16 protein-coding genes are annotated in these 18,642 nt (G+C 69.7%); 2 read left to right on the top strand and 14 right to left on the bottom strand.

Translation table 11 applies throughout. The features are described 5' to 3' along the window. Positions 1-6: 6 nt before the first annotated feature. The 12 genes from wecB to BIV04_RS03395 are packed head-to-tail and all read right to left on the bottom strand — an operon-like array spanning position 7 to position 13,942. A complete protein-coding gene (wecB, locus tag BIV04_RS03450) occupies positions 7-1,134 on the bottom strand; it encodes a non-hydrolyzing UDP-N-acetylglucosamine 2-epimerase (protein ID WP_071254126.1) in 1,128 nt (375 codons plus the stop codon). Then, complete coding sequence (locus tag BIV04_RS03445; protein ID WP_071254123.1) at positions 1,131-2,225, bottom strand: NAD-dependent epimerase/dehydratase family protein; 1,095 nt, start codon at positions 2,223-2,225, stop codon at positions 1,131-1,133. The genes wecB and BIV04_RS03445 overlap by 4 nt, the downstream gene beginning before the upstream one ends. Then, complete coding sequence (locus tag BIV04_RS03440) at positions 2,222-3,283, bottom strand: SDR family NAD(P)-dependent oxidoreductase (RefSeq protein ID WP_071254121.1); 1,062 nt, start codon at positions 3,281-3,283, stop codon at positions 2,222-2,224. Before BIV04_RS03440 ends, BIV04_RS03445 begins: the two co-directional genes overlap by 4 nt. Further along, positions 3,280-4,263: a DegT/DnrJ/EryC1/StrS family aminotransferase gene (locus tag BIV04_RS03435; protein ID WP_071254119.1), complete on the bottom strand. Its 984-nt coding sequence runs from the start codon at positions 4,261-4,263 to the stop codon at positions 3,280-3,282. The genes BIV04_RS03440 and BIV04_RS03435 overlap by 4 nt, the downstream gene beginning before the upstream one ends. Next, positions 4,253-5,059 (bottom strand): GNAT family N-acetyltransferase, encoded by an 807-nt coding sequence (locus BIV04_RS03430; RefSeq protein ID WP_071254117.1) that lies wholly within the window; start codon positions 5,057-5,059, stop codon positions 4,253-4,255. Before BIV04_RS03430 ends, BIV04_RS03435 begins: the two co-directional genes overlap by 11 nt. Continuing rightward, positions 5,056-6,909: a sugar transferase gene (locus BIV04_RS03425; RefSeq protein WP_218141796.1), complete on the bottom strand. Its 1,854-nt coding sequence runs from the start codon at positions 6,907-6,909 to the stop codon at positions 5,056-5,058. Before BIV04_RS03425 ends, BIV04_RS03430 begins: the two co-directional genes overlap by 4 nt. Further along, a complete protein-coding gene (locus BIV04_RS03420; RefSeq protein ID WP_143048522.1) occupies positions 6,906-7,880 on the bottom strand; it encodes a GNAT family N-acetyltransferase in 975 nt (324 codons plus the stop codon). Before BIV04_RS03420 ends, BIV04_RS03425 begins: the two co-directional genes overlap by 4 nt. Before the next feature lie 55 nt (positions 7,881-7,935). Then, the gene (locus tag BIV04_RS03415; protein WP_255364130.1) at positions 7,936-9,081 is read right to left on the bottom strand and encodes a DegT/DnrJ/EryC1/StrS aminotransferase family protein; all 1,146 of its coding nucleotides are present in this window, start codon (positions 9,079-9,081) and stop codon (positions 7,936-7,938) included. Then, positions 9,078-10,880, bottom strand: a complete 1,803-nt coding sequence (locus tag BIV04_RS03410; protein ID WP_369825271.1) for a polysaccharide biosynthesis protein — start codon at positions 10,878-10,880, stop codon at positions 9,078-9,080. Before BIV04_RS03410 ends, BIV04_RS03415 begins: the two co-directional genes overlap by 4 nt. Further along, positions 10,877-11,857 (bottom strand): hypothetical protein, encoded by a 981-nt coding sequence (locus BIV04_RS03405; protein WP_071254113.1) that lies wholly within the window; start codon positions 11,855-11,857, stop codon positions 10,877-10,879. Before BIV04_RS03405 ends, BIV04_RS03410 begins: the two co-directional genes overlap by 4 nt. After that, positions 11,857-12,495 carry a hypothetical protein gene (locus tag BIV04_RS03400; RefSeq protein WP_071254111.1) on the bottom strand — a complete coding sequence of 213 codons (639 nt, stop codon included), beginning with the start codon at positions 12,493-12,495 and terminating at the stop codon, positions 11,857-11,859. Before BIV04_RS03400 ends, BIV04_RS03405 begins: the two co-directional genes overlap by 1 nt. Positions 12,496-12,502: 7 nt before the next feature. Then, positions 12,503-13,942, bottom strand: coding sequence for a polysaccharide biosynthesis tyrosine autokinase (locus tag BIV04_RS03395; protein WP_071254108.1), 1,440 nt, complete (start codon positions 13,940-13,942; stop codon positions 12,503-12,505). A 319-nt stretch (positions 13,943-14,261) separates the two neighbouring features. Here BIV04_RS03395 and fdhA point away from each other — a divergent pair, with 319 nt between their 5' ends. Both fdhA and BIV04_RS03385 read left to right on the top strand, forming a co-directional pair. Further along, positions 14,262-15,482: a formaldehyde dehydrogenase, glutathione-independent gene (gene fdhA / locus BIV04_RS03390; protein ID WP_043593702.1), complete on the top strand. Its 1,221-nt coding sequence runs from the start codon at positions 14,262-14,264 to the stop codon at positions 15,480-15,482. A 145-nt stretch (positions 15,483-15,627) separates the two neighbouring features. Continuing rightward, positions 15,628-17,169 (top strand): MFS transporter, encoded by a 1,542-nt coding sequence (locus BIV04_RS03385; RefSeq protein WP_071254106.1) that lies wholly within the window; start codon positions 15,628-15,630, stop codon positions 17,167-17,169. A 111-nt stretch (positions 17,170-17,280) separates the two neighbouring features. Here the strand turns inward: BIV04_RS03385 and BIV04_RS17015 are convergent, their stop codons facing one another. Continuing rightward, on the bottom strand, positions 17,281-17,421 hold the full coding sequence (locus BIV04_RS17015; protein WP_177174753.1) for a hypothetical protein: 141 nt from the start codon (positions 17,419-17,421) through the stop codon (positions 17,281-17,283). Positions 17,422-17,719: 298 nt separating this feature from the next. Then, positions 17,720-18,463: an inositol monophosphatase family protein gene (locus BIV04_RS03380; protein WP_071254740.1), complete on the bottom strand. Its 744-nt coding sequence runs from the start codon at positions 18,461-18,463 to the stop codon at positions 17,720-17,722. Positions 18,464-18,642: the final 179 nt, after the last annotated feature.

Here is an 18,642-nt window from a genome sequence, read left to right as displayed (position 1 = left end):
CGCCGGCTAGCGGCGGATTCCGGCGCGCTCGTGGAAGCCTGGCGCCAGTGACAGGATCGATGACACCGTGCGGTGCGACGTGTCACCGATGGCGTAGTCGGCGGGCACCGTGCCCACAGCCGACGTGTCGAGCACGTAGCGCACCGCCTGGGTGATGCTGGTGGGTGTCGTCCCGGTCAGCACGATGCTGCCGGTGTCCTCGGCCTCGGGGCGCTCGATGGCATCGCGAAGCGTGACGGCCGGGAAGCCCAGCAGCGATGACTCTTCGGCGATCGTGCCGCTGTCCGACAGGACGAGACGAGCTGATTTCTGCAGGGCCAGGTAGTCGTGGAACCCGAATGGCTTGTGGAACCGCAGTCGATCGAACGAGCGGTCGAGCGCCTCCAGCCGGATGCGCGTCCGCGGATGCGTGGACACCAGCACCGGCAGGTCGTACTGGTGTCCGACGTCGTTCAAGCCGCGCAGGATCGACTCGAGACGGCCGGCGTGGTCGACGTTCTCCTCGCGGTGCAGGCTGACCAAGAAATAGCCGCCCGACTCCAGCTCCTCGTCCGCGAGGACGGTGCTCGCGGCGACACCGTCCGCGTTCTGGGCCAGCACCTCCTTCATCGGAGAACCGGTGAGGCGGATGCGCGACGGGTGCAGCCCCTCGGCCAGCAGGTTACGGCGGGCGTGCTCGGTGTATACGAGGTTGTAGTCGGCCACGTGGTCGACCAACCGCCGGTTGGTTTCTTCGGGCACGTTCTCGTCGAAAGAACGGTTTCCGGCCTCCATGTGGAAGACCGGGATCTTCAAGCGCTTGGCGATGACCGCCGAGATGCTGCTGTTCGTGTCACCGAGCACCAGGAAGGCGTCGGGTCGCTCGTCGACGAGCACCTTCTCGATCGACACGAGGATGCTGCCCAGCACGGCTCCGAGCGAGGACGTGTCGGCTTCGAGGAAGTGATCGGGCCGACGCAGCCCGAGGTCTTCGAAGAACACCTCGTTGAGCTCGTAGTCGTAGTTCTGGCCGGTGTGCACCAGCACGTGGTCGACGTGTTCGTCCAGGCGCTTGATCACGGCCGAGAGGCGGATGATCTCGGGGCGCGTCCCGACGACGGTCACGACCTTGAGACGAGGGGCGGGGGTGGTCATACGGTCTCCGGGATGGTGTCGGGGGCTGCGGGGTCGAAGATCTCGTTCGACCAGAACATCGTGTAGAGCACGTCGTCGCCGGTGTTGGTGATCGAGTGTGCCCAAAAGGTCGGCATGTCGACGGAACACGGTCGATCACCGTCGACCGAGACCGTCACGACGTCGTCCGAGAACAGGCGGCGAAGGCGGATGTCGGCCGAGCCGGCCAGCACCGTGAAGCGCTCCATCTTGCGCCGATGGTAGTGCTGACCTCGCGTGACGCCCGGCACCGTCGTCGAGAACGACGTCTGGCCCGAGCCGCCGTGCGACCTGATCACCTCGATGAAGCTACCCCGATCGTCGGCGTTCTGCCGGAGGTCGAGGCTCGTCGACACCTCGAAGGCGAACGATCGGTAGGTGTTGAACAGGTCCCGCTCGAAGTCGCTCCTCAAGGCGGGTACGTCGCCCCGCCCATATGCCTCGGCGAAGGTCGAGAGGGTCGAGAGCAGCGACGAGACGGACGACACCGTGACGTGCGGCTCGAGGACGCTGCTCGGGCTGCCCTCCACCAGAGCCTCTACCGCGTGCTGAACGTGCAGCAGACTCAGCGTGTTGTCGATCTCGACCGACGGCCTCTCACCCCGACTCAGCAGATGGCAGAACGTCGCCGTGACCGAGTTGTAGAAGGGGCGCCCGTGCTCACCGAACAGGTTGGGCAGCCGCAGGTCGACGAAGCGTGCCCCGACGGCCTCGGCGGCGACCCGTACGACCTCGGACGCCTCGTGCTTCGCCTGCCCGTACACCGAGCCGTTGCCGACCTGGGTCGAGCTCGCGAACACGACGAGGCGGGGTGGGGCCTCGGCGGCTCGGAGGGCCACTGCGGCCTGCTCGGCGAAGAGCAGGTTCCCGTCCCGGACTTCGTCGTCGCTGCCACGGTTGACGCCGGCGATCAGCAGCAGCCGGTCCGACCCCGACACAGCCACGTTGGCCGCGCTGGCGTCGAAGGCCGAACCGACCGCGAACGCGTGCACGTCGCGTTCGCCGATCGAGTGGAGGTAAGCCCGGGTGTGCCAGCCGACGAACCCGCCCGCCCCGGTCATCGCGATCTTCACGCGGACCGTTCCGGCGCCCCGATGCCGGCCAAGGCGAGCTCCGAACGCACCTCGGGCAGCGACAAGAGCATCTGCTCGACCTCGGCCACGGTCATCCGGTCGACGGTGTGGGAGTCGTAGTCGGTGAACTCGACCTGCTGCGGATCGCCCTCCTCGAAGAAGGCGCTGTAGTTGAGGTCACGTTTGTCGGCGGAGATGCGGAAGTAATCGCCCATGTCCTCGGCCCGGGAGAGCTCTTCGCGGTTCGCCAGTGCCTCGGACACCTTCTCGGCGTGGCGGGTGCCGATCACGGTCACCCGTCGGTCGCTGCGGAACACGTTGATCACCGCCTGGGCGAGGTCGCCCATCGTGCAGGCCGCGGCCTTCCTGATGAACAGGTCGCCCTGACGGGCGTTGCGGAACGCGTGCTCGACGAGGTCGACCGACGACGGCAGCGACATCATGAACCGCGTCATGGCGGGGTCGGTCACGGTGAGATCCTTGCCGGCCTGGAGCTGCGAGATGAAGAGAGGGATGACCGAACCCCGTGAGTACATGACGTTGCCGTACCGCACGCACGACACGGTGGTGACGGCGTTCGGGTTGTTCAGCCCGTGGGACTGCGCCACCTTCTCCATCATCGCCTTGCTCATGCCCATGGCATTGACCGGGTAGACGGCCTTGTCGGTGCTGAGACAGACGAGGGATGACACACCCGCCTCCTCGCTCGCGCGAACCACGTTCTCGCTGCCGAGGACGTTCGTCTTGACGGCCTCGATCGGGAAGAACTCGCACGAGGGTACCTGCTTGAGGGCCGCCGCGTGGAAGACGTAGTCGACGTCTCGCGCAGCGCGTTCGACGCTGAGGTAGTCGCGCACGTCGCCGACGTAGAACCGCGCGCGTCCGTCTCCCAGGTCGTGCCTCATCTGGTCCTGCTTGGCCTCGTCACGGCTGAGGATGCGGACCTGCGCGACACCCGAGGACAGCAGCTTCTGTGCGACCGTCCGTCCGAACGAACCGGTGCCTCCCGTGATCAGGACGGTGCGGCCCTCGTAGTCGTTCGTGTCGGTGATGCTCATGCGTGCCTCTCTGCGGTGGCGTCGGACGAAGGGGAGGAGGCGGTCGTGGCGGCGTCCAACGCCTCCCGGAACAGGGCGACGATCCCGTCGACACGGTCGGGGTCGACGTCCTGGTGGACAGGGAAATTGATGATCTGACGCGAGATCGACCGGACCTCGTCGAAGCCCGCCGGGAGTTGGGGGATCAGCGTGTGGTACAGGCTGACCATGCCGACGCCGTGCTCGTTCATGTAGCGGTAGACGTGGTCCCGATCGGCACCGGTGATGCGCACCGGCAGGGTCTGCGGGACGTCGTCACCCATGTCCGGCCACATCAACGCGAAGCGGTCGTCGTCCCGGGCGAGCTCGGCCAGAGCGGTACCGGTGCGCTCGAAGACGAGGCGGCGATGTGCCGAGATGGCCTCGGTGTCATAGCTGAGCATGCGGCCCGGAAGGGCGTGCTCGGTGGAGGCCTGGCCGCTCACGAGCCCGGGCGAGCGGTAGGTCACCATGCCGCCGTCCGCCAGCGGTAACATCTTGTGCAGCGAGTAGAGCTGCGCCTCGCCATAGGTGCCGGAGGCCCCGCGGCCGAGGGCGGAGAACCAGCCGTGCGCCAGATCCTCGACGAGGAACACGTCGTGCTCTGAGGCGAGGCGGCGGACCTCCTGCCAGGCGGGGTCGGTGCGGCCGAAGTAGTGGATGACCACGAGCACGCCCACGTCGCCCGCGGCCAAGGTCTGCCCGAGCGAGGCAAGGTCGACCGTGAGATCGCTGTTCAGGTCGTAGAAGCGGCGCCCGACACCGGACTCCTCGACGGGGTCGAAGACGCCGCTGCCTTCGTTCGGCGACCAGCCGATGAAGGCCGGGAGGGCCACGGCACGGCCCGGTTGCAGGACGTTCCTCAGCAGGTCGAGCATGCCCTCGCGGGCCGACGAGTAGAAGAACGCCGGCCGCTCGTAGGTGCTGCGTTCGAGGGCCTTCTTGGTGATGTCACGCTGCACTGCCGTGCCTCCTGGTTCGTGTGGCGTCCTGCCGGGTGTCGAGGGTGCGTCGTTCACTCGTGACGACGACGCGGTGGGGTGAAGCCGGGCGACTGTCGTCGGCGACGATGACGAACGCCTCCGTCGTGGTGGGGAACGACGCCCGGAGAGCGGCGAGGACGTCGTCGTCGTCGAAATCCGCGAGAGTCAGGCACTTGAGCACGGTCTCGCCGATGCGCCCGAAGGTCGACGGAGCCCGCATCCCACCCGCGACGGGCAGGTCGCCCGTCCGGAACTGCGAGAAGCCGTAGGCCTCCTGGGTCGCGTGCTGGGTGGCGAATGCCTCGACGGGTGCCGGGACGCTCGCTGCGGCGGGCAGAGGACGGGTGACCCAGGTGCTCAACGGCCCGCGGCCGAAACCCAGCCGGTCGTAGAGAGCATTCGCGGGCCCGTTCGAGGTGAAGACGTCGAGGGCCAGGCTGCGGTGAGAACGCTCGGCCCGGAAGGCGTCGAGCAAGGCCGTCGCGACGCCGCGCCCGCGGGCCTCTTCGACGACGCAGAGGTAGCTGAGGAACGCGTCGCCCTTGGGGGAGGTGCGGAGGTCTGCGTAGCCGACCACTGCCTCCTCGGAGACGGCGACGAGCAACTCGCGCCCGGGGTGGAGGTGCGGATGCGTGACGACCAACGCCAGGAATCGAGCCGCCCCCGCCTGCGCGACCGTGAGGTAGGGGTGCAGCGACTCATCGAACGACCGTGCGGTCAGGTCGGCGAGCAGGGGAACGTCGGCGAGCACGGCAGGCCGGACCTCGACACTCACGAGCGAGCCTCACGATCGCGGCGTGCGTCGTCCAGGTTCTGCATGATCGATTCAGCGTCGACGACCACGCCGGAACGCCGCGTCACCCGGGCCAGCGTGGCGACGAGGAGGCGCAGGTCGCGTCGCAGGGACAGCCCGCGGACGTAGTCCACGTCGAGGGCGAGGCGGTCGTCCCACGGGGTCGTGTTGCGGCCGCTGACCTGCGCCAGGCCGGTGACTCCGGGACGGACGTCGAGTCGATGTCTCTCTGCGGCGGTGAACCAGCGCGTGTAACGCATCAGCAGCGGGCGCGGCCCGACGAACGACATGTCACCGCGCAATACGTTGACGAGGCTGGGCAGCTCGTCGAGGCTCGTCGAGCGCAGGAAGCTGCCGAACCGGGTGAGGCGCTCGCCGTCGGGCAACAGGTCGCCGTCCGGGCCCCGTGCGTCGTTCATCGTCCGGAACTTGACCATCTCGAAGGGTTCACCGTGGCGCCCGGGGCGCTCCTGCCGGAACAGCACGGGTGTACCCAGCGCCCGGGAGGCTGCGACGGCCAGACCGGCGATGGGAAGCGCGAGTACGGCCAGGGCCGCGGCGCTGCCGGCTGCGTCGGCCCCACGCTTCACGGCGAGGCGCCAGGGGCGCAAGGGACGGGCACGCTCGAAGGTGCGCTCGAACGCCGCAGCGCCCGAGCGGAGCGACATCGTCTCGTCGTAGAAGAGGCGGCCCCGGGTGCCGAACTCCGCCCTCGCCTCCGGGGACATCGTGCGAAGCCGACGCACGCGGTCGGCCAAGGCTCCTGCGTTGCCGGGCGGGAACGTCAGGCCCGCGCCCGCCTTCTCGACGAGCTCGGAGGCGTCACCCGCGACGCCCATCAGCACCGGACGCCCCGTCAAGAGATAGGCCTGGGTCTTGGACGGGATGGTCACCTGGAAGAGCGGCTCGTCGACGAGGTGCACGAGGAGGGCGTCGGAGGCGTCGAGGATCGGTCCGATCTCGGTGACCGGTCGACGGGGGAGGAAGATGACGCCCTCGAGGCCGCGATCGACGGCGGACTGCTTCAGCCGCGCCTCCTCCAGGCCCGTGCCGACGATGACGAAGGCGACGCCGGGGTCGTCGCGGAGGATCTCGGCGGCGTCGAGCACGACGTCCAGCCCCTGCGCGCTGCCGAGGTTGCCGGCGAACGTCACCGTGAAGGCATGGGGCAGTTCCGCCGGTCGGGTCGCGACAGCCACGCCGGTCGAGTCCCGGCGGGTTCCGAGGTCGCTCTCGTACGCCCAGTTGTAGATCACGTCGGTCTTGCCCTCGGGGGTGCCACGCCTGCCGAGCAGGGTACGCATGCCGGGGGAGAGGACGACGACGCGTGTCGCCGCGGCGTACAGGCGGCGCATGCCCCAGGCGACTGCTCGGAGCACGCGATGGTCGGACACCATGCCGGTCGCCTCGAGGGAGTCGGGCCAGAGGTCCTGCACGTCGTAGACGAAGGGGACGTCCTTCACGAGGGCGAGCACGAGAGCAGGCAGTGCCGCGGTGGCCGGTGGGTGGTAGACGTAGGCCACGTCGGGCCGGGGCAGGAACAACGCACCCACGGCGGCGCTGAGCGCGAACGACGCGTAGTTCAGCACGCGGTTGCGGGCCGACGAGTCGTGGCTCGGGAAGAGCGGCACCCGCAGGATGCGCACGCCACGCACGACCTCACGCTGGTAGACGCGCATCGTCCAGCCGGGGTAGAGCGTGCCGGTCGGGTAGTTCGGGAATCCCGTCAGCACCTGGACGTCATGACCACGCCGAACGAGTTCCTCCGCGAAGAGCTGGCCCTTGAAGGTCGGCTCGGGGTCGTACCACTGGGAGATGATGAGGATCTTCACGGCCGTGGCCTCCGGTAGGCGGGGAAATACGGCTCGTCGGAGTCGACGTCGCCGGAAAGCGCGGCGTACGTCCCGGCGTCGACGATGCTCTCGCCAGTGGAGAACGGGCGAGCACCCGCGGGAGCGAACGACAGCTTGTAGCGTTCGATGCCGTCACCGGGGGAGGCGCCGCCCCCGAGCACGAAGGCGGTTCTGTCGGTCTCAGCGCCCCACGTCATGACGCCGTGCTTCAACAGGTCGTTCGGACGGAGGGCGAATGCGGAGTCGTCCGTGCCCCCGAGGTACGAGTACAACGTGCGTCGGCCCGCCAGCACGAGTTCGGTCGAGACCATGACGCCGTCGACGTCGGCATGGAAGAACGCGAACGAACCGCGCATCTCGTCGCGGATGCGTTCGAAGAAGCGTCGTCCGAAGAGGTAGCGCTCGTGCGCACCGCGACGCTCCATCGTGCCCTCGTAGATGGCGAGGAACTCCTCGAGGCGTCCTCCCTCGGTGTCGACGCTGATCGTGACTCCCGATCGACGGGCCTTGTTGACGCTCTTCCGCACCTTGTGCTCGACGTCCATCCAGAGGGCCTCGGGCTCGAGGTCGAGCGAGCGGACGATCACGGTCGACCGATGGTGCAACTGCCCGGGGTAGGCGATGTCGTGCGGGTCCGGGGACGTGCTGAACCGGAGGAACTCGGACACGACGCCCTGACCGGTGCACCAGGCTGCGAATCCGGCCCAGAGTTCGTGCCAGCGGTCCAGCGTGACGTCACCACTCGAGAACGGGCCGCCGTAGCCATAGGCCGACGTCACGTCGTGATGCCTGGTGCCGTCGATGGTACGGAGGACGAAGGGCAGCAGGATCGAACCGCCGTCCCAGGTGAGCACGGCGCAGTGTGCCGCATCGCCCTCGCCGGTGAAGAGATCGACGTGCGTGGGGTGGGCGAACGGGTCCGCGTCGTCACTCGCGGTCCAGACTCTCATCCAAGCCGCGAGTTGGTCGGGTTCACGCCGGTCGAGGACTTCGAAGGACGCGAACTCAGGCACGCCCGCTGGCCTCTCCTGTGACGATCGAGAGCGCAGCGATGACTCGATCCATCTCGGCCTCGGTGAGCGCCGAACCGCTCGGAAGGGTGAGCCCCCTCCGGAACAAGTTCTCGGACGCGCCCGTGGTCCGCTGTCGGGCGCCCTCGAAGACGGGTTGGAGGTGCATGGGCTTCCACAGTGGCCGTGATTCGATCTGATCTTCGGCGAGGACCCGCGATATCTCGGTCGTGCTGTAACCGGTCGTGGTCTCGTCGACGAGGATCGATGTCAACCAGCAGTTGTCACCCTCGTCACCGGTGGCGCCGAACAGCTCGATGCCGTCGACGTCGGCGAAGAACGCGCGGTAGCGGTCGCGAACGGCACGTCGGCGAGCGATCATGTCGTCCAGCCGGGAGAGCTGGGCTCGGCCCAGTGCCGCGAGCAGGTTGCTGAGACGGTAGTTGTACCCGATCTCGGTGTGCTCGTAGTGGGTGACAGGCTGCCGAGCCTGGGTCGACAGGTAGCGCACTCGTGTCGCGAGGTCCCCGTCGTCGGTGAGCAACATGCCCCCGCCGGAGGTCGTCATGATCTTGTTGCCGTTGAACGACACCACCGACGCGTCACCGAACGACCCCGCGGCACGGCCGGCGTGGGTCGCGCCGAGCGACTCTGCCGCGTCGGACAGGACGCGTGATCCGTGCTCGTTCGCGAGCTCGAGGATGTTCGTGTAGTCCACGGCCTTGCCCAGCAGGTCGACGGGCACGACGACGGGGACACGAGCGCCCTCGGCCCGCAGTTCGGCGAGGACCTCACCGAGGAGGCCGGGGTCCATGTTGCCGGTCTCCGGGTCGCAGTCGACGAAGTAGGGCGTCGCGCCCGTGTAGGCGATGGCATTCGCCGTCGCCGCGAAGGTCATCGTGGACGTCGGCACCACGTCGCCCGGCCCGACACCCCAGGCGACGAGGGCGACGTGCAGAGCAGCCGTGCCCGAGCTGAGTGCGACACCGTGGTCGACGCCCACGCGCCCCGCGACGTCACGCTCGAAGCCGTCGACGTCAGGCCCCAGCGGCGCGATCCAGCCGCCACGGATGGCGGTGAGGACAAACTGCTCCTCCAGCTCGCCCACGTCGGGCGAGCTCATGTAGATCCGTTCGGTCACTCGGGGACTTCCTGTTTCGGGTCGAGGGTGAGCTCCGCGGTCCACGGGCCCACGTCGGCGTGCACGCCGTCGAGCTGCGACGGGTGCAGGGCGGGCACGGTGGTGTGCGAGATCTTCGGATGCACGGGCCGGTTGTCGCTCTCGCCGTCACCGACGAGCTCCTCGTGCATCTTCTCGCCCTCGCGCAGGCCCGTGTAGACGATGCCGATGTCACGGCCCGACATGGCGATCATCCGCTCGGCGATGTCGAGGATGCGCACGGGCTCGCCCATGTCGAGGATGAGCACCTCGCTGGGCGCACCGATGCCGCCGGCCTGCACCACGAGGTGGCACGCCTCGGGGATGGTCATGAAGAACCGCGTCACGTCGGGGTGCGTGATGGTCAGCGGGCCACCGGCCTCGATCAGCGACGTGAACACCGGCAGCATCGAGCCCCGACTGCCCAGCACGTTGCCGAACCGCACCGACAGATAGCGCGCACCGGTCTCGTCCGCTGCCCACGCGGTCAACCGCTCGGCGAGCCTCTTCGAGTGCCCCAGCACGCTCGTGGGGTTCGCGGCCTTGTCGGTCGAGATGTTGACGAACGTCGTCACCCCGACCGCCTTGCTCGCGTCGAGCACGTTCTGCGTGCCGAGCACGTTGGTCTTCCAGGCCTCGTCGGGGTACTGCTCGAGCATCGGCAGGTGCTTCAGCGCCGCCGCATGGAAGACCACCTCGGGTCGACGGTCCGCGAAGATCGCTCGCAGCGCCTCCGGGTCCCTGATGTCGGCCAGCACGACCTCTTTGGTGTCGAGCAGGCCGTTGCCCGAGATCGACAGCTGCGACTGCTGCAGGCCCGTCTCGTCACGGTCGAGCATGATCAGCTCGGCCGGCGAGAACTTGGCGATCTGGCGGCACAGCTCGCTGCCGATCGAGCCGCCGGCGCCCGTGACCAGCACGCGCTTGCCCGCCAGGTAGCCCGCGATCGACTCGACCTGCGTGTCGACGGGGTGGCGACCGATGATGTCCTCGATCGCGATGTCGCGCACGTCACCGAGTCGCGACTTGCCCTCGAGGATCTCGTCGAGCAGCGGCAGCACCATCACCCGCAGGCCAGCCTCGGCCGCCCGGTCGGTGACGTCCTGCAACAGCGGGGCATCGGCCTTGGCGATGCCGACGATGATCGCCTTCGCCCCACTGCGCTCCGCCGCGGCGACGAGGTCGTGACGCGTGCCCAGGACGCGGACCCCCTCGATGCGCAACCCCGCCCGCGAAGGGTCGTCTTCGATCAGGCCCACGGGGAGGTACGGCGAGTCGGGGTCCGTCAGCATGCGGCGGATGAGGTGGTTCGCGAGACGACCCGCGCCGAAGATGAGCGTCGGCTGGGCTCCCTCGCCCGGCCGACGGCGACCTTCGACGTAGAGCCTCGCAACGTACCGCAGGGCTCCCATGAAGACGAAGGCGACCGGCAGGGCGATCAACATCGTGCTGCGTGCCAGCATGATCTCCGTGCCGACCACAAGCACCGGGATGCCCACGGCGATCCCGGTCACGACCACGACCCGCATGATGGTGCGCACCTCGGCGAAGCTGCCCGGCACGAACCGGCGTCGGTAGAGACCGGTCGCGTAACCCAGGGCTGCGCCGAGCACGACGGTCACGGCGGCCACGCCGAAGACCGCGCTCCACGCGACCGCCTCGTACGAGAAGTCGTAGCGCAGCGACACGGCGAAGACGATTGCGACGACCCAGACCAGGGCGTCGAGCACGACCTGCAGGCCGGTGCGCCGGGCCGGTGAGGCCATGAATCGGTCGATCACCAGGTCACCCCGCCGTCGGACGACACGAGCACGTCGTCTCCGGCCCACAACCAGACCGAGCCGCCGCCACCGGAGAGGGCGACCGAACCCGGCGTCTCGGACGACACGGGAGCGCAGCCCACGCGGGTCGCGACGGTGCCCGGCGTGGCGGACGGCGCTTCGAGGGCCGTCCCTTCGCAGGAGGCCGCTCCGAGCGCGGCGACGAGGTACTCGCCGGCGTCGGCCGTGATCGCGACGGCTCCGTCGACGGCGGTGCCCGCGTCCCAGGTGCGGGCACCGTCGAGCGTGCGGAAGAACCGGCGGTCGCTGCACAGCACGCCGGCTTCGGTGTCGCTGACGACCGCGAGGTCGACGACCGCCGCGCACGGAGCCGGACGGTCACCCGCGGGGGAGTGCACGGTGCCCGGGGCGGACCGCGCGACGAACCACGAGGCGGCCAGTCGCTCGGGGTAGTCCCGGAACTCGGCCCCGCCCGAGAAGGTCTGCGCGAACGCCGTGGCGCAGGTCGTGCCGGCCGGGCCGACGACGAAGGCCGAGGCCGCGTCCGTGGCCTGCACCCGGTCGACGGCAGCCGGGTCACCGCTCGTGGACACCGACAGCGGCGACCAGGTCGCCCCGGCCGACGTCGTCAGTTCGAGCGTGGGGGACGGCCCCGCCGTCCCGGGCGTGCACGTGCCGGACTCGGCCCGCCACGCGGTGACGTCGTCGACCGCCGACAGCAGTCGCGTCGGGGTGACGGCCTCGGCCTCGGCCACGGGCGTCGGCGTCTCGGTGGGCTCCGGCGCGGCCGTGGTCTCGACGGGCAGGGGCGTCGACGTGACGGCGGGCTCGGCGTCGGCAGCCAGACCAGACGGTTCGCGGGTCAGCGCGAGCGCGACGAGTCCGAGGTCGACGAGGACGAAGGCGCCGATGCCGATCAGGGCGAGTCGGCGGCGGGTCCGGGCTCGCGAGCCCCGCTTGCGACGTGCGTCCGGCATCAGCGGTCACCCCCGGCGAGGGTGGTGGCGCGGGTCAGCAGGTCGACGAGCACGTCGGCAGCGGGCACCAGCTGGCGACCCGACTCGGCGAACGTCTCGTCCGACCGGCGGTACGGGTCGACCACGTCGTCGTCCAGCGGATCGTTCGGAGCCTCGACCGAGCCCCGGCGCGAGGCGAGGAGGGCGACGGTGGCCCGCAGTCGGTCGGCAACGGACGAGGCGCCCGTCGGCAGGGCGTCGGCCAGTTGCACGTCGGTCACGTCGCGGGCGAGACGGGCGGCCTCGCGCAGGGTGAACGTGTAGCGGCTGGCCCGGGGGTGCATCGAGACCACGGCGCGACGGTGCTCGCGGGCCAGGGCGATGACGAGGTCGGCGCCCCGCACGTCGCGTTCGAAGAGGAAGCGCGCCCGGTGCTCGTCGGGCTCGAGGTCGAAGGACCGGGCCAGGGCCCGGGCCTGCTCGGGCATCACGTCGTCGTCGACGGCCATGGTGCCCGCGCTCGACACTGTGACGTCGTCGAGGGGCGAGAGACCGCGGCGCAGGTAGAGCTCGGCCAGGGGCGACCGGCAGATGTTGCCGGTGCAGACGGTGAGCAGCGAGAAGGTGGACGACGTGGGCTGGGGGATCACGAACGACATCTCGCGCCTACTTCGCCGAGCGTGAACTCGTCTTCGGGGCGGCCGGCAGGTCGCCGACGCCTGCCTCGGGGGTGTCCTGCTCCATGCCGTAGTACGCGCCGTAGTTGCCGTAGCCGTAGGCGTCGGGCCCCTTCGTGGGCAGCATGGTCAGCACGATGCCGTGCACCTTGCTGCCGATGTGCTCGAGGTTGCGCAGGGCCGACTGCAGCTCGTTGCGCGTCGTGCGGCCCGCCGCCGAGACGACGATGGCCCCGCCGGTCAGCTTGCTGAGGATGGCCGCGTCGGTCACCGGCAGCAGGGGAGGCGCGTCGATGAGCACGTAGTCGAACGACGTCGTCAGCGACTCGATCAGCGCCGACATGGCCTTCGAGCCGAGCAGCTCGCTCGGGTTGGGGGGAACGCGACCGGCCGGCAGCACGTACATCGTGCCGCGGCCCCAGGGCTGCAGGACGTCCTGCAGGTCGGCGCGACCGATCAACACGTCGGTCAGCCCGACGACGCCCTCGAGGCCTAACGTGTCGGCCAGGCGGGGCAGGCGCAGGTCGCCGTCGACCACGGCCACCGTGGCCCCGGTCTCGGCGAGGGCCACCGCGAGGTTGGCCGTCGTGGTCGTCTTGCCCTCGCCGGGCAGCGACGAGGTGACGACGAAGCAGCGGCTCTGCGACTCGACGTTGACGAACTGCAGGTTGGTCCGAAGGGTGCGGAACGACTCGGACCGCGGGTTGCGCGGGTCGACGTGCACGATCAACGGGTGCTTCTTCGCCCCGGGGTCGAAGCTGATGCCGCCCACGATGGGGGCGTCGGTCACGAGTTCGACGTCGTGCGAGCCGTGGATGCGGGTGTCGAGGGTGCTGCGCAGCACCGCAGCGCCCACACCGAGGGCCAACCCGATCAGCAGGCCCAGGCCGAGGTTCAGGGCGGTGCGGGGGGTCGCGGGTGCCGAGGCGACCGACCCGGGGACGATCGTGGCGATCTTGACCAGGCTCGCGCCTCCACCGGTCGGTGTCTCGAGCTCGTTGACGACGACGTCGGTCAAGGAGGTGCCCACCGCGTTGGCGATGTCGGCGGCGCGCTGGGCGTCGGTGTCGGTCACCGTGATGTTGATCAACACGGTGTTAAGGGGTGAGTCCGCCGTGATCTTCGAGGCGAGGCCGGCGGCCGTGGTGTCGAGGCCGAGCTGGTCGATCACCGGGTCGAGCACGGCGTCGCTGGTGACGACGTCGACGTACGACCGAACCTTCTGCTGGGCTGCGCTGCTGCCCTGCACGGCGTCGACCGTGGTCGACGAGTCCTGCGCCTGCACGGACACGAAGAGCCGGGTCGACGACACGTAGGTCGGCGTCGCCAGGATCGAGCTGAGCGCTCCGGCGGCGAGGCCGACGAGCGTCAGGGCGGCGATGAAGATCCAGCCCTTGCGGAGAATGCGGATGTAGTCACGGAGTTCCACGTGGCTGAGGTCCTGTCCTGATCGGGTACGAGCACCGTGGAAGGCACCCGGGCAGTCGTCGCGTGGACCATGCCTCCCGGCACCCTGATGGCTCCCCGCGGCTCTGCGCCGTGACCAATACTCACACATAGGGCGCCCGGATGGGGTACATATGTTGTCCGATCCGGTGAAGTGACCCCCGAAGGGGGGCCTGTACGACACCTTTCGCGAATCGTCCGCCTGAACGCTCGCTGTGATTCGGTCGCACGGCCGGACCCGGGCAATAGCCTGCGAGAGATCGGGCACGTCCCGTGCTCGCACGTGATCAAGGAGGATCACCATGGCAACGAATCACGCGGTCGCCTACAAGGGCCCCGGCCAGGTCGAGGTCATCGACGTCGACTACCCGACCTTCGAGCTGAAGGACGGCCCCGGCGTCAACCCGGCCAACGTCGGGCGCAAGGTCAACCACGGCGCGATCCTGCGCACGGTCGCCACCAACATCTGCGGCTCCGACCAGCACATGGTCCGCGGCCGCACCACCGCCCCGACGAACCTCGTGCTCGGCCACGAGATCACGGGCGAGGTCGTCGAGGTCGGCCCCGACGTCGAGTTCATCAAGGTCGGCGACATCGTCTCGGTTCCGTTCAACATCGCCTGCGGCCGCTGCCGCAACTGCAAGGAACGCAAGACCGGCATCTGCCTCAACGTCAACCCCGACCGCCCCGGCAGCGCCTACGGCTACGTCGACATGGGCGGCTGGGTCGGCGGCCAGGCCGAGTACGTGCTCGTGCCCTACGCCGACTGGAACCTCCTTAAGTTCCCCGACGCCGACCAGGCCATGGAGAAGATCCTCGACCTGGCGATGCTCTCCGACATCTTCCCGACCGGCTTCCACGGCGCCGTCACCGCCGGCGTCGAGGTCGGCTCGACCGTCTACGTCGCCGGAGCCGGCCCCGTCGGCCTCGCCGCCGCCACCGGAGCCCTGCTGCTCGGCGCCAGCGTCGTCATCGTCGGCGACATGAACGCCGACCGCCTCGCCCAGGCCCGCAGCTTCGGCTGCGAAACCGTCGACCTGACCAAGGGCGACCCGGCCGACCAGATCGACCAGATCCTGGGGGAGCCCCTCGTCGACTGCGGCATCGACGCGGTCGGCTTCGAAGCCAAGGGGCACGGCGGCGGATCGGGCGACGAGGCGCCCGCCACCGTGCTCAACTCGCTGATGGACATCACCGCGGCGGGCGGCGCCCTCGGCATCCCGGGGCTCTACGTCACCGGCGACCCGGGCGGAGTCGACGAGGCCGCCCAGAAGGGCTCGCTGTCGCTCAGCCTCGGCACCGGCTGGGCCAAGTCGCTGTCGTTCACCACGGGCCAGTGCCCGGTGATGAAGTACAACCGACAGCTGATGATGGCGATCCTCCACGACCGCACGAGCATCGCGAAGAACGTCCACGCCCAGGCGATCAGCCTCGCGGACGCCCCGCGCGGCTACGCCGAGTTCGACAAGGGCGCCGCCACGAAGTACGTCCTCAACCCGAACGACCTGATCAAGGCGGCCTAGCGGTCGGCGCCACCCGCGCCTCCTCGGCTCTCGGTCCCCTCGACCGACAGAGCCCAGGAGGCGCGGGTCGGCCCACCGGGCCTCTCGCGTTCCGCAGCCACTCGCGTCGTTGCAGGCTGTGCACGGTGTATGACGGAACGATCCCATGACGAAGACATCCGACACCCCTGCCTCGGGAGGCGCTGACGCCGCCCGCCCCGCCTCCGGCCACGGCCGCGCCGCCCGCTCCGACGAAGAACGCCAGAAGTGGCGCGCGTTCGCCGTCTGCGTCGGCGTTGCCGCCCTGACGATCCTCGACCTGTCGAAGGTCAACGTCGGCCTGCCCAGCATCGAGGCGTCGCTCGGCGCCGGACCCACCGCCCTGCAGCTGATCGTCGCCGGTTACGCCCTGGCCTTCGGCCTCTCTCTCGTGCCGTCCGGCCGTCTCGGCGACCTCAAGTCACGCCGCATGATGTTCGTCATCGGACTGACCTCGTTCACCGTCGCCAGCCTGCTCTGCGCCCTCGCCCCGACCATCGAGCTGCTCGTCGCCGCGCGCATCCTGCAGGGCGTCGCCGCCGGCATCCAGATGCCGCAGGTGCTCGGGCTCATCCAGCAGCTGTTCCAGGGCAAGGAACGCGGCCGCGCGTTCGGCTTCTTCGGCGCCATCATCGGCGTCAGCACGGCGTTCGGCCCGACCCTCGGTGGCCTGCTCATCGCGATCGGCGGCCCGGAGGACGGCTGGCGCCTGCTGTTCTGGATGAACATCCCGCTCGGCCTGATCGCCATCTTCTTCGCCCTCAAGCTGTTGCCGAAGACCCGCACGGCCTCGAACGGCCATAACGAGCTCGACCTGTTCGGCATCGTGCTGCTCGGCCTGACGATCTTCACGTTGATGCTGCCGTTCGTGCTGACCACCGGCCAGGGCGACGACCCGCTGCGCTGGCTCTTCTTGATCGGCTTCGTCGGGTTCGGCGCCGCCTTCGTCTGGTGGGAGCAGCGCTACAAGGCCCGGGGCAAGTCACCGGTCGTGCACTTCAGCCTGTTCTCGCTCGCCTCGTACCGCAACGGCACCCTCATCGCCACCGTCTACTTCTGCGCCCTGCCGGCGACCTTCCTGCTGACGACGCTCTACCTGCAGCAGGGCCTGGGCCTCGAACCCGTCTACGCAGGCATGGTCACCATCCCCTTCGCCCTGACCAGCGCCGTCGCCGCGTTCTACGGCGGACGCCTCGTCGACCGCTTCGGCCGCAGCCTGGTCGTGCTCGGATTGATCCTGGTCGCGGTGGGCTTCGTCGCCCTGCTGCTCGCGGCCGTGCTCACCCCGCGCGACATCACGCCGTACGCCATGGGCATCGGCATGCTCATCGCCGGTACGGGCGGCGGTTTCGTCATCTCGCCGAACCAGACGCTGACGTTGGCCGAGGTGCCCGTCGAGATGGGCGGCGTCGCCGGCTCGATGGGGCAGGTCGGTCAGCGCGCCGGCACGGCCATCGGCACGGCGGCCGCGGTCTCGACGTTCTACTCGGTCATCGCCGGAGCCGGGGGAGCGGAGGGCGCCGACCTCGACATCTACCACGAGGCCTACCGCAACGGGTTTTTCGTCACAATCGCCCTGGTGTCCGTGGCGCTCGTGCTCGGGCTGATGGACCTGCGGGCCCGCAAGAAGGGGCGTGTGGGCGACGGGGCTGAGGCTGCTGCTGTGTAGTCGGTGACCCGCGTCGTCGCGGTGACCGGCGCCTCCTCGGTGACCAGCGCCTCCTGGGTGGGGCGCGCCTCCTCGATGAGATGCGCCCCCGGGGTGGTGTGCCCCCGCAGCTCAGAGGCGGGCGAAGGCCTCGACGACGTAGCTCGTGACGTCGATCTGGCGGGTGTTCGGCAGGGCGATCGACGCGGGGTCGACCGAGCCGGCGGCGGTGCTGGTGGTCGCGGAGACGGAGACGGCGGGCGTGACGAACATGGATGGTCCTTCGGTCGGCTGGTGAGGCGGTTGACGGGGCCCGACCGCCCGTCACAGCGAGACGGGCGGCGGAGCCCCTGGCGTCCCTGACCGAGATTCTCGGTGCCCCTGCTGGAGCCGGTGACGTCGTGCGACCAGTCAAGCGGCCGGGACGTTGCGTGAACATAAGCGCAGGGCTGAGTCGACCTCCGTCGCAGGGATGAACCGCGGCCGCCGGCATCCCGCCACGAAGTAAACAAGCCGCCACACAAAAACGTGGCGGCTTGTGTACTTCGTGGTGGCGAGGGCCCCACAGTGGTCAGGCAGGAGGCGCGGCCACGACCTCGAGGACGCTCTCGTGCAGCAGTCCGTTCGTCGCCATGGCGGTGCCGTGCCACGGGCCCAGCTGTCCGTCGGCGCTGGTGAATCGTCCGCCGGCCTCCTCGACGACGACGGCCACGGCGGCCATGTCGTAGGGCTGCAGGTCGAACTCGCCCGCGATGTCGAGCGCGCCCTCGGCGACGAGCATGTACGACCAGAAGTCGCCGTAGGCCCGCGTCCGCCAGACCCGGCCCGCCAGCTCGAGCAGCTGCGGCAGGCGTCCGGCGTCGATCCAGTACTCGAGCCCGTTGAAGCTCAGCGACGCGTCGGCCAGGTCGCGCACCCCCGACACCCGCAGCGGCCCCTCGTGCTCGGTCGAGAAGGCCCCGCCGCCCTGCGTCGCCCACCAGCGCCGCCCGAGGGCCGGAGCACTGACCACGCCCACCACGGGCACCCCGTCCACGACGAGCGAGACGAGCGCCGCCCAGACCGGCACCCCGCGCAGGAAGTTCGCCGTGCCGTCGATCGGGTCGACCACCCACTGGCGGTGCGAAGGGGCGTCGTGCCCGTACTCCTCGCCGTAGAAGGTGTCGTCGGGGCGGGCGGCGGCGACCCGCTCGCGGATCGCCCGCTCGACGGCCTGATCGGCGTCGGTCACGTGCGACCGGTCGGGCTTGAGCGACACGTGCAGGTCGGCCGACCGGTACCGCTCCGTGCTGATCGCGTCGGCCAGGTCGGCCAGCTCGAGCGCGAGCGCGAGGTCGTCCGCCCAGGGGCCGACGGCCCCGCCCGTGGCGTCCGCAGCGTCCGCGCCGCCCGCAGCGTCCGCGCCGTCCGCAGCGTCCGCGCCGTCCGCAGCGTCCGTGCCGTCCGCAGCGTCCGTGCCGTCCGCAGCGTCCGCGCCGCCCGCAGCGTCCGCGC

Origin of the sequence: Frigoribacterium sp. MCBA15_019 (assembly GCF_001864945.1) — a bacterium.
Classification (GTDB): domain Bacteria; phylum Actinomycetota; class Actinomycetes; order Actinomycetales; family Microbacteriaceae; genus Frigoribacterium.
Note: the sequence above shows the minus strand (reverse complement) of the source record. Positions and strands in the feature narration are given on the sequence as shown.